1 protein-coding gene and 1 pseudogene are annotated in these 409 nt (G+C 61.9%); both read left to right on the forward strand.

Annotated elements, in window-relative coordinates; genetic code table 11:
* A pseudogene (locus tag QWI17_RS06810) lies at nt 1–99 on the forward strand (DUF2797 domain-containing protein); the annotation flags it as partial.
* A 28-nt stretch (nt 100–127) separates the two neighbouring features.
* Nucleotides 128–367 (forward strand): hypothetical protein, encoded by a 240-nt coding sequence (locus tag QWI17_RS06815; protein ID WP_302721770.1) that lies wholly within the window; start codon nt 128–130, stop codon nt 365–367.
* The last annotated feature ends 42 nt before the right edge of the window (nt 368–409 follow it).

Raw genomic sequence — 409 nt, forward strand, 5'->3', positions numbered from 1 at the left:
GACCCGGTCGCCGAAGGCACGCTGCTGGGCATCAAGGGCCAGTACCTGATCTTCGACACCGGTGTGATCAATATTCGCAAGTACACGGCCTACCAGTTGGCCGTGCTCCAGTCAAAAGGACCTGCACATGCGCACCGAACAACCGCAAGTGATCTACCTGAAGGATTACCAGGCGCCCGAGTACCTGATCGACGAGACGCACCTGACCTTCGAGCTGTTCGAGGACCACACCCTGGTTCACGCGCAGCTGGTGATGCGTCGCAACCCGGCACGCGGTGCCGGCTTGCCGCCGCTGGTGCTCGATGGACAGCAGCTGGAGTTGCTGCGTGCCGCGCTGGATGACAGGGAATTGCTGGCCGCCGATTAACAGCTGGACGGTGACAGCCTGAACGTGCAGCAGCAAGCCGAG

This window comes from Gilvimarinus gilvus, from assembly GCF_030518155.1.
Lineage (GTDB): Bacteria > Pseudomonadota > Gammaproteobacteria > Pseudomonadales > Cellvibrionaceae > Gilvimarinus > Gilvimarinus gilvus.

Coding starts and splice junctions, on each gene's coding strand:
- QWI17_RS06815 (WP_302721770.1), top strand. CDS start 128: ATGCGCACCGAACAACCGCAAGTGATCTACCTGAAGGATTACCAGGCG.